Origin of the sequence: Pseudoalteromonas sp. B62, assembly GCF_037162565.1 — a bacterium.
Classification (GTDB): domain Bacteria; phylum Pseudomonadota; class Gammaproteobacteria; order Enterobacterales; family Alteromonadaceae; genus Pseudoalteromonas; species Pseudoalteromonas fuliginea.
Window position 1 is genome coordinate 3,131,782 of the sequence record NZ_JARLVB010000002.1, and the last position, 11,776, is coordinate 3,143,557.

General features: G+C 38.0%; 5 protein-coding genes and 2 pseudogenes. All 7 read right to left on the reverse strand.

Annotation, left to right across the window (positions count from 1 at the left end):
- Positions 1–207: 207 nt before the first annotated feature.
- The 7 genes and pseudogenes from P4S71_RS18620 to nhaC all read right to left on the reverse strand — a co-directional run bounded on the left by P4S71_RS18620 (position 208) and on the right by nhaC (position 11,703).
- A pseudogene (locus P4S71_RS18620) lies at positions 208–2,527 on the reverse strand (efflux RND transporter permease subunit).
- A pseudogene (locus P4S71_RS18625) lies at positions 2,527–3,521 on the reverse strand (WD40/YVTN/BNR-like repeat-containing protein). Before P4S71_RS18625 ends, P4S71_RS18620 begins: the two co-directional pseudogenes overlap by 1 nt.
- Before the next feature lie 126 nt (positions 3,522–3,647).
- Positions 3,648–5,012 carry a DUF1329 domain-containing protein gene (locus tag P4S71_RS18630; protein WP_007375728.1) on the reverse strand — a complete coding sequence of 455 codons (1,365 nt, stop codon included), beginning with the start codon at positions 5,010–5,012 and terminating at the stop codon, positions 3,648–3,650.
- A gap of 13 nt (positions 5,013–5,025) precedes the next feature.
- Positions 5,026–7,125 (reverse strand): DUF1302 domain-containing protein, encoded by a 2,100-nt coding sequence (locus tag P4S71_RS18635; RefSeq protein WP_337151261.1) that lies wholly within the window; start codon positions 7,123–7,125, stop codon positions 5,026–5,028.
- Positions 7,126–7,376: 251 nt separating this feature from the next.
- Entirely contained in the window at positions 7,377–7,598 is a 222-nt protein-coding gene (locus tag P4S71_RS18640; protein WP_033014893.1) for a DUF2835 family protein, read from the reverse strand.
- Positions 7,599–10,193 carry an aminopeptidase N gene (gene pepN, locus P4S71_RS18645; RefSeq protein ID WP_337151262.1) on the reverse strand — a complete coding sequence of 865 codons (2,595 nt, stop codon included), beginning with the start codon at positions 10,191–10,193 and terminating at the stop codon, positions 7,599–7,601. It abuts the gene before it with no gap.
- 46 nt (positions 10,194–10,239) lie between these two features.
- Positions 10,240–11,703 (reverse strand): Na+/H+ antiporter NhaC, encoded by a 1,464-nt coding sequence (nhaC, locus tag P4S71_RS18650; protein WP_198402991.1) that lies wholly within the window; start codon positions 11,701–11,703, stop codon positions 10,240–10,242.
- Positions 11,704–11,776: the final 73 nt, after the last annotated feature.

The following is an 11,776-nucleotide window of genomic DNA, read 5'->3' on the forward strand; positions in this document are numbered from 1 at the left end:
TATGTTCCTTAATCTATTACTGCCTAGTGGCAGAATATTTGTACAGCCATTTATTAGCGTGGAGTCAGTTAAATTCTAACCCTTTTACAGCTAATAAACAGCCTTTTCGATGAAAACATTTTAAGCTTTTCAGCTATTTGGTCATCTATTCACAAATTATAGATATAAATGGCCATTACTGGCCATTAAGGAGCAAAATTATTCACTTTATTTCTTCTGGTCAGTCCAGAGTAAACTTCCAATCGCAGGTAATAACAGTACTGCACCTAACATATTTACTAAAAACATAAAGGTAAGCAGTATTCCCATGTCTACTTGAAATTTCAAATCAGAGAAAATCCATGTGCTAACACCAATTGCAAGCGTAATACCCGTAAATAACACGGCACTACCACGTTCAACCAATGCATTGCGATAAGCAACACTCAGTGGCACGTTTTGTTTAAGCTGCCCCATCATTGATGACAGGATATAGATGCCATAATCAACACCAATACCGACTCCTAAAGCAATCACCGGCAATGTAGAAACCGTTAAGCCTATTTCTAGTTGAACCATAAGTGCTTGAGCAAGTGTTGATACAATATAAAGTGGTAATACCACAGCAATCGTTGCTTTTACGCTTCTGAAACTTAATAAACATAAAATAATTACTGCACCATAAACGTATATCATCATTGGTATTTGTGCTTCAGATACTGACTCATTTGTTGCAGCCATTACCCCAACCGGCCCTGACGCTAATTTAAAGGCTAATTTATCAGTGCCCTCTTCTATTGAAAACTGTTTAACGTTTTCAATTACGCGGTCAATCGTTTGTGCTTTGTGATCATCTAAAAAGATAATAACAGGCATAACAGAACAATCACCATTGAGTAAACCCGTACTCGTTTCTACTCTTGAAGTGGATTGCACTAAACTAGCAGAATTTCGTGGAAGACTTTGCCACTTAAGGTTACCTTCGTTATAGCCTGCATTAACTGACTGCGCAACTGAACTCAAACTAACAACTGATTGCACGCCGGCTACATTTTCAACTTTATATTGAAAGCGACTAATACGCTCCATAACATCATGTTCAGTACACGCTGCAGGATAGGCCTCAACAATGACCTTTAAAATGTCAGATGAAATTGTATATTTATCTGATATTAAGAAAGTATCTTGATTATAGCGAGCGTCTTGATGAAGGGAAGGTGCTCCGGCATGTAAATCACCTATGCGCATTTTATCTGCTTGCCAATAGCCCAAAGCAAATAACACCAAAGTAAAGCCTATAATCATTTTAGCAACTTTAGGATCGGTTGCTTTAACGAGTATGTCACGAATCGCATCAAGCAGATTTGGTTTATCCGCATCACCTGATTGAATATGCACACTGCCTTCAAATTTCATGTAAGAAGCCCAAACAGGCAATAATATTAAATTAGTAAATATAATAACCGCAACACCTAAACTGGCTGTTATTGCCAGCTCACGGATAATACCAATATCAATAGTCAATAATGTTAAAAAGCCAACAGTGTCTGATAAAAGTGCAATACCACCTGGGATAAGTAACGTTCTAAAACTTGATTGACAGCAAATCCTAGTACTTTTCCCTTCACCTACTTTTTTGCCTATTGCATTGATCATCTGCACACCATGACTTACGCCAATAGCGAAGACTAAAAATGGCACCAAAATAGACATAGGATCAAGGCCAAAGCCTAAACTCGAAAGTAAACCTAGCTGCCAAATAACAGCAATGATGGAACACGCAATAGGTAAGATCGTTAACTTTAAACTACCACAAAACAGCCAAACCATAATAAAAGTAAAGGCGATAGCAATTGCAAAAAAACAACCACCCCTTTTGCGCCTTCAGCTATATCACCGGCCATTTTTGCAAAGCCAATAATATGAATACTTACTTTGTCTGTACTTAAAGGCTCTCTTAAATCACTTTCTAGCTTTTGTGCAAAAGCTAATGTGTCTAATTTTTGTTGTGTTTGAGGATCTGTTTCTAAAAGTTGAGCCGTTACCATCGCGCACGAATAATCGCTGGCAATCATACGCCCTACAACTTTTGCTTTTTCAATGTTTTCCTTTACTACACCTAAACCACGCGTATCTGCTTTAAAGTTTGCAGGAATAATTGGACCACCTGCAAAGCCATCTTCGACTACTTCAACAAAACGAGCGCTGGGGAGAATATAGAATTTACTAATGGACGGTTTACTCCAGGTATAAAATAAAGCTGATCATGAACCGCTTTTAGCTGAGTAAAAAATTCTGGATTAAATATATTACCACTGTCGTCACAGACTGAAATAAGAATACTGTTTGCACCACCAAACTGCTTTTCATGCTTGGTATACACTTTCATATAATCGTGGTTTAACGGGATATTTTTATTAAACGATGCATCAAGTTGAATTTGCGTTGCTTTAAATACAAGTAAGCACGTTATGAGTGCAAAGCTTATAAGCATGATTAAGCGATGTCTAAAAATCGCTTTTTCTATTAAATCTAAAATCTTATGCATTAAGGGGTCAACTCCTTCACTTTAATGCCATCTTCTGTAGCCATGATTAGGTTATTATTTATAATCACACCATCAAGTATTGCTTTACCATCAGCGAGTTGCTCGTGAGTAAGTAACCCATCTTGTAAATGAAAAATAACTCCACTGTTGGCCAGCATTAACCATTGTTCATTGTTATAATTAATGATGCTGTTAACGGTTGCAGCTTTTACATTTTCTAAATGCTGCCACTCTTGCTCCCCTCGTTGTTTCGTAAATACGTTACCGCGTAGACCTGCAACAACTTCTTGTTGTTCATCTGAATTAAACGCAAAAAAGGAACCAGGGTAAATTTCTTCTAAACGTTCCCAAGTAACACCATTGTCAGAACTTCTGGCCATTAACCCCATTTCACCAACGATTATTAATCCGTTAGTCGTTTTTTCTATACGATTAAAATGCGGTAAAATTGAAGCTGTTTCAGCCTCATAACCTTCAGGATCATTTTCTTTTAAATCATTTAAATAATCGCGATCATCACTAAATAACAAAGAGTCTAAAAACGCTTTTGCCAATGCTTTCCACCATCTGTGGTGTGGTAAAACATACCATATGCGCCAACGGCAAAGCCTTGTAAATCGTTTTCAAATAAAATATCTAAACACGGTTTATCTAATTCAGGTTTTACTTGTTGTAATTGCCAATTAAGACCACCGTCAGTAGTATTTATGATTGTTGCATCGTGGCCACACGCCCATCCATTATTTTCGTTACTAAAATCAACGGCAGTTAAGAGCACTTGAGTTGGAACTAGCTCAGCTTGTTGCCATGAATCACCCGATGTACTTTTAATAACAGTACCGTGTTTACCAACAGCAATTAAGCCATTACCCGTGTTAGTTATATCGGTGAGCAAGGTTTTAGCTGCATTTGTTGCACTGATTGCATAGTTAGGGGCTTCTTGTGCAACACTCGCACCGCTTATTATCAGGCTGGCATATACCAAATACTTCATAAATTTTAATCGCCTTGTACGAGAGAGTTGTTTGTCTTTTTACTAGGGAGTGCGTTGCGCGCTGTAAGACAAACGCGATGAGAAAGGAAAAGGCACTTAACATATTGTTAAGTGCCTAGTTTAATACTATCTACCTGCGCGACGTAAAGCACTTGAAGTAAATTCGTTATCGTTAAATGACTGTGAAAAATCGTACATTTTTTCTTGGTTATCTAAACCAATTGCTAAATAACGACGAGAGTTCAAATCATGGTAAACCTCAAGCGTACTCCACTGTGTAGGTACTTCGTAATAGTTAAGGCCATAAGCCATTGCTACACGATAAAGTTGGTCGCGGTTATCATAAATATCAGTGACCTGTACCTGCCAGCTATCTTCATCAATGTAAAATACACGTTTTTTATAAATATGGCGTGTATCATCTTTCAAGTTAGCTTCAACAACCCATACACGGTGCTTTTCGTAACGCGTATGTTCTGGATTAATATGACCTGGTTTTAAAATGTCATCATATTCAAGTTTGTCACTATGTAGCTTATAGCTATTATACGGCACATATAATTCTTGCTTACCTTTTAACGTCCAATTGTAACGATTAGGCGAGCCATTAAACATATCAAAGTCATCGGTAGTACGTAAGCTATCCGCTGCAGTACCTGGTGCATCATATGCCACGTTAGGTGCGCGACGAACACGTCGTTGACCTGAGTTATACGTCCAAGCTTGGCGTGGTGTTAATATTTGGTCCATCGTTTCATGAACTAATAACGCTGTACCCGCTAAACGAGCAGGCTCTGTTACTTTTTGTTTAAACTTAAACAAAATGTTTGAGTCTTGTAGCTCAGCTGGTGTTGCGCTTGGGTCTGAATATTTAACTAATAATTGCTCATCAAAGCCAACATAATTGTAAGAACCTGATGCTGTTGGTGCAGCTTGTCCACCAAAACGCTCAATAGATTGGCCACGATAGCGCAATAAATGATTCCAAATTGCCTCTAAACCAGTTTTAGGGATAGGGAAAGGGATACCAATTGCAGTATTTTTAATCCCGTTACCACCTTCAACTAGCTCTGCCGTTGCTGCAAACTTTTTCGTTGCATCATAAACAAATTGAGGATACGAAGCAGAACGACGTGTTTCGTATACTGGCATTTTGAACGTGTCTGGATACGCTTCAAATAAAGCAATTTGCCCGGGGCTTAAATTTGCTTTGTATTTTTCAATATTACTTTTATCAATAGTGAAAAGCACTTTATCTGTTGAAAACGGGTCAAGATGATGCATACCAGGTTCATAACCTGCTGGCGCAGATGTAATCCCGTTATTCCATGCAGGAATAGAACCATCAGCATTGGCTGATTTTTCTGCACCCATTGGCGTTAAATCTTGGCCTAAGTGAGCAACTTCATCAGCACTTAATTTGGCTAATGCCGCGCTGCTTGCAAACAAGCTACAAAAAGCAGTAGCAATGAGGGTAGGTTTTTTAATCATAGTAATGTTACCCCTAAATAGAATATTTTAAATTGAAAGAAACGTAATCGCGGTCTGAGAATGTATTAACACCGCCGCCGCCCCAAAATGAGTTATAGCTCACATCAAGTGACCATGCATTTTGGTAATTAAAGTTCATGGTAGCACCTAAAGATTTACGGTCTTCAATAAACAAGAACATAGGATCTGGTGTATTACCATTTACGTCATGAGAAAAAACAAAACGTGGTGAAAAGTTAATACCATTGTAGAGATTAAAATAATCACCTTTAGCAATTAAGCGGTAACCCCAAGAAGAAGCGGTTGCAAAAGACTTTTCTTCAGCACCATTTGATAAACCAAGCTGTAGCGTTGAATAATCGGTAGTACCTGGGCCCGTAATTGTTCCACTTCGGCCAGTGCCAGATACATTTAAGCGCATTTCATCGTATTCAGGCATATTGTGAATTTTTACAGCACCCACTTCACCAACAACAGCCCAGCTATCAGCACCTAACGAAGGGCCAAATAAATGGGTCGCAGTGAACTGAATCTGTGATGTATCACGTTCAATATAACCTTGGGCAACTTCACCTGGACCAACTGAGCTTATAGCATCACCAAAACTCATTTGCGAAATACCCGCAAAATCAGGACGAATACCCGCAACAGCTAACTGTTCAGGCATTGCTGTGTAGAGTAATTCTACGTCATCAATTTGCAGTGGTTCATCTTGACGAAAAGCAAATTCACCGGCAAAGGCTGTGTCGCCTATCGTGGTATTAAAACTTAAACCGTATAATTTGATATCTTCAGGGTAATCGTTTTCCGCTTTAGAGAAAGCAGTTAAATCAGCAACATTATCAGACGTAATTTCTGTTGTCATAATCATTGCTAAATCTTGTGCAATAGCTGCTTGAGTAAAGTTTGATACACGACCAGATATAAGCGGACGACGACTATGATAATTCACATGATACAGTGCAATTTCAGTATCATTAAATTCAGGCAAAAATACACCTAAACGTAAACCGTATTGGCCGCCATCTTCAGGTTCTGTTTTACCATTACCGCCTTTACCTTTAAGTGCAACTTTAGTGGGGTAAGCAAGGTACATTTGAGCAAGTAAAGCACTGCCTTCAGCACTAGATGGATCAATCCCCTGCGTAGCTGCCGCTAAAGCAAAGTCAGATGTTAGGTTGTTTAGACTATCAGTTAAAAATGCAACATCAATATCAGGGTTAGATGTAAAACCTAACTGAACATTTTGCTGATAACCATTTTCTGCCGCAAAGTCATTAGTAGAAAAGTAAGTACCTGCTGCAGGCAAACGCGTTTCTTGCCATTGATACTGATAAAAACCTTCAAGCGTAATATTGTCTGTTATACCCAATGAAGCCCATAACATGCCCACCGGAATGAATGCCTCTTTAAGCTCAGCACCAGGTGCTTTTAAACGATCTATATCTACAGGGTTTACATTAATACCATGAGATATAAGCGTACTTTCACCCCAGTTAACAACTTGCTGACCTAAACGCACTGATAATGGGTTGTTACCGTCATTTAAATCAAAATCAGCCCAAACAAACGCATCTAATAAACGAATGTCGGCGCAGCTTTGTGCTTTAGTATCTTTATCGTCACATGGGTCAACACCTTGACCTGATGTAGGATTAGCATATGCATGATTGCCATCCATTAAGGCAAAATCATAAAAATACATAAAACGTGTAAACAAACCGTAGTTGTCTTTATTTATTGAAAGGTCGTGTGTACCTTTTAATAATTTAGAAAATGAATCACCACTATCGAAATTCAAATTACCCGCGTCACCATTATTTGAGTAAGAGCCTGGTTGAGCCCACACATCTTGAGATGAATAAACGGTATTACTTAACGCAGGATTGTAACCTGCCCAGTTAAACGCCGGGTTATTACTTTTACCAATTAAGCTAAAATCTCGGTCTTCTACACGGACACTTTGCCCATATGAAAAGGTTGAATCGAAGGTAATATCAAACCCTCCGGCTTCAAATGTTGCAGCTTGTACATTAGCTGTTGATAAACCAAGGCTAGCGACTGCTAAACCTATAGCGATTTTATTTTTAACAAAAAGCGATCTTCTTATCATTTTTGGTTCCCCCTGTCGCGGGTCATTTTGTGTGATCAAGTTATTGTTTTTAGTGTAATCGTAACGATAGAAGCGAAATGGATAAATTACAAATAGTCGCATTCAATCTGTTATATATTTTCATTCTGGTTGACGTTTACGTATTGGTAAGACGTCGTACCAGATAATTTATACACGTAATTTAACAATAGAACAAATTGAAATTAACAAAAAGACAATATTTTATGATTTTATAACATAAAAACAGCGTACTAAGCCACTCGTTCAATACGAATAAATTTATTTTCAAGGGTTAGTAACATTCTGAAACGCCCTCTTATACCTAAGCTAGTAATAAATGGCCTTAAGTGATTAGCAGAAAAACGCACTGTTTTCCCGCCATCTTCGACAACCTGCAATGAGCTAAAACGACCATGGTAGTAATCCATGCATTCGCTGTAGCTCAATCTTAAATTAAAATAATATTCGATCATTTACTTAAGTGCTTTTTCAACCTTTTCAAATAAATCGGCGCTTAACCCATCTAAATTAGCTAAACGTTCTAGTTGCAGTCTCATTGCTGTTGAACGTGTATTATCGTATCGCTTCCACGACATAAACGGCGTTAGCATACGAGATGCATTTTGAGGGTTTATAGCATTTAATTTAATGAGTAAATCACCTAAGAGCGCGTAACCTTTACCATCAAGGCGATGAAACTGAGACGTATTAAAATGGCTAAAGCTACCTACAAGTGCTCGTACACGATTGGGGTTTGAAAAATCAAAACACGGATGTTCGTAAAGCGCCTTAATATTATCAATTGCATTGTCACCAGTTTGCATCGCTTGCAAAGCAAACCATTTATCCATTACTAATACATCGTGACGCCATTGACTATCAAAGTAGTTTAACAATTCTTCACATAGCTCATGTGACGCTTTAACAGCGGCACTTAGTGCACCTAAAACATTCGTCATATTTTTTGAGCTTGCAGCATGTTTAATAAAATCAGCAGCGTGCGGGTCATTAGTTTTAGCAAGGTAATGAAGGCATAGCTGCTTTAAAGACCGAATTGCAACGGCGCTTGCATTTACACTGCCATCATCGATTAACGATTCAAAACACGTTATAAACTCGTTAGTTAACTCATCCGCTATTTGCCTTTCAAATTGCTCAGCAATATTGACTATTTCATCTACTGGAATTACTTCAAATTCAGCAGCCAACGTATCAAAACTTGGTAATTTTAATAGCTCTGCAATAAGCGCTAGATCGCCCTGTTTTTCATTAACTAATCCACGAAGCGCATTAATTATCTCATCACTAAGCCCAACACTTTCAACACTGTTCAGATTCGCTTTCATTGCTTTAATAAATAGCTGCTGCTGTGCATCCCAACGAGAAAAGTCACTGCGTGCGAAACGCATAATATGAAGTAGCTCATGTTCATCTGTCTCTTGGTTTAAAATACATGGAGCAGAAAAGTCTTCAAGTAATACTGCAACAGGTTTAGCAGTCATATTATCAAAGTGAAATGTCTGTGATGGTTGAGTTACATTTAGAACGTGGTTAACTTTTTCGCCTTGGTACTCAAGCTCAATACTTTGTCCATTTACATCTAACAGTTCAATTGCAAATGGAATGTGCAAAGGTGCATTACTTTGCTGGTTCAGCGGTGCAAATTGTTCAATTGTTAAACTGTATGTATTTGAATCCAGATCAAAATTTTGAATTGCATTTAAACGAGATGTACCTGCTTGACTATACCAACGTTTAAACTGATCTAAGTTAACGCCTGATGCGTCGCTCATTGCACTTACAAAATCATCACAAGTAACAGCTTGTCCATCATGGCGCTCAAAATAGAGTGCCATGCCTTTTTGAAAGTTTGGCTCGCCTAATAATGTATGCATCATTCGGATTACTTCGGCGCCTTTATCGTACACAGTAACCGTGTAAAAGTTATTCATTTCAATAACTTTTTCTGGACGAATAGGATGAGCCATAGGGCCAGCATCTTCGCTAAACTGGTGTGTGCGCATTACTTTTACAGCGTCAATTCGATTAAGCGCACGAGAGCCTAAGTCACTACTAAACTCTTGATCCCTAAATACAGTTAAACCTTCTTTAAGCGATAACTGAAACCAATCTCTGCACGTTACCCGATTACCTGTCCAGTTATGGAAATACTCATGCCCTACTATAGATTCAATCGTATGATAGTCTTTATCTGTCGCTGTTTCTTGGTTGGCTAAAACACATTTACTATTAAATATGTTTAAACCTTTATTTTCCATTGCACCCATGTTGAAAAAATCAACGGCTACAATCATATAAATATCTAGGTCATATTCTAAATTAAAACGCGCTTCATCCCACTGCATTGCTTTTTTAAGTGAGGCAATAGCATGTGGTGTTTTAGATAAATTACCTTTATCTACAAATAGAGCAAGTTCAACATTTTTACCGCTTTGAGTAATATAGTTGTCTTTTAATACATCAAAATCACCTGCAACCAAAGCAAACAAATAACTTGGCTTTTTAAACGGGTCTTGCCATTTAGCAAAATGACGCCCATCTTGAGTTTCACCACTGTCTACTTGATTACCATTAGATAGGAGCTGAGAAAATTTTATATCTGCAATTACGATCACATCAAATGTAGATAAAACATCGGGGCGATCCATGTAATAGGTTATTTTTCTAAACCCCTGCGCCTCACATTGCGTGCAATACGCACCACCTGATAAATATAAACCTTCTAGTGAAGTATTAGTCTCAGGTGATATCTCGGTGACAATACTTAATTGGCAACTATCCGGTAGATTATTAATTATTAGTTGCTCGCCAATAATTTCATAATCCGTTATATCAACAGTATCAATTGATAAAGAGAGCAGGCGTAAATCAATACCATCAAGCACTAAGGGTGCTTTGTTATCACCTACTCGTGTAAGTGTTAATAAGGAACTTACCTTCGTTGTTAATGGCTGTAAGTCAAATGTTAGCTCAGTGTGGTCAATTAAAAAGTCTGGGGCTTTGTAGTCTTTAAGATATTGTGCTTGAGGTTTACTTGATTCAGTCATAGATGCTCCAAAACAGCTCTTTTAAATTTAAAAGAGCTGTTTAAAATTAGGCCGATTGTTTTGGTTTGATACGTAAAATTTTAATACCTAAATAGGCATAAACAACCGCTAATACAGGGTTAATTAAATTAAAGAAAGCGTACAGTGCATAGTCAAACGGATTTATGAGTAAAACGCTTTGCATGTAAGCGCCACAAGTGTTCCACGGAATTAGTGGGCTGGTAATTGTACCGCCATCTTCCAATGTACGAGATAAGTTAACAGGCTTCAAACCACGTTTTTTATATTCATCTTTAAACATACGACCGGGTACAACAATAGCAATATATTGATCAGCAGCTATCACGTTAGTACCAATACACGTTGCTATTGTTGCCGCAATTAACGATCCCGTACTTTTAGCTATTTTAAGAATACTTTTAACAAAAATATCAAGAAGACCTGTTTTTTCCATGATAGCGCCAAACATAAGTGCGGTCATAATAAGCCAGGTCGTTGTAAGCATTCCAGCCATACCACCACCACTAAGTAGCGAATCCATTTTATCATCGCCGGTGTTTATGCTAAAACCGTCAAAAAAAGTGGTCCAAACAAGCTTAAAGTAGCCTACTAACTGTCCTTGAGAGACATCAATTTGGCTAGCAATTAAATCAGATTGAAACAACATGGCCCAAACAGCGCCCACAACAGCACCAATAGAGATAGCAGGAAAGGCTGGCATTTTTTTAATTGCTAAAACTAACAATACAATTAGTGGTATTAGCATTTCAAAACCAATATTAAAATTTTGTTGTAAAATAGCTGTAATTTCGTCAATACGCCCTGCTTCACTTGAAGCCGTTGCATTAAAACCCATAAATATAAATATAATCAATGCAATAACAAAGCTAGGTACTGTCGTCCATAACATATGTTGGATATGCTCAAATAAATCAGCCCCAACAACTGCAGGTGCAAGATTTGTAGTTTCTGACAGTGGGCTTAACTTATCACCAAAGTACGCGCCCGATATAACCGCGCCGGCTGTTACTGTTTGTTCAAGCCCAAGACCGGTTGCTACGCCAAGTAAAGCAACACCTATTGTTGCAGCCGTAGTCCACGAACTACCAATACTCATTGCAACAATGCCACAAATTAAGCAGCTAGCTGCATAAAACCAGCTCGGATTGATAACCTGTAAGCCATAATAAATTAAGGTCGGTACAGTTCCTGATAGTAACCAAGTACCAATTAATGCACCTACCATGAGTAAAATTAGAATAGCACCAAGTGAAAGCGTTATGCCTTCAATCATTGCTTGCTCTAACTTTTTCCATGTATAACCATTTTTAAGACCAATTAAAGCAGCTGCAAAAGTTGCGAACAAAAGTGCAATCTGGTTAGGACCTGATGAAGAATTATCACCAAATAAGTATACGGCAGCGCCGAGTAGGCAAATTAATACAGAGATAGGAACTAATGCATCAAAAAACGAGGCAGGCTTGATTGGTTTATCTTCCAATGGCTTCAAAGTAGAGACTCCTACACACACTCAATGTGTGTTTAATTATTATTTTTAGCACGTAAAGCGCATTAATTGAACT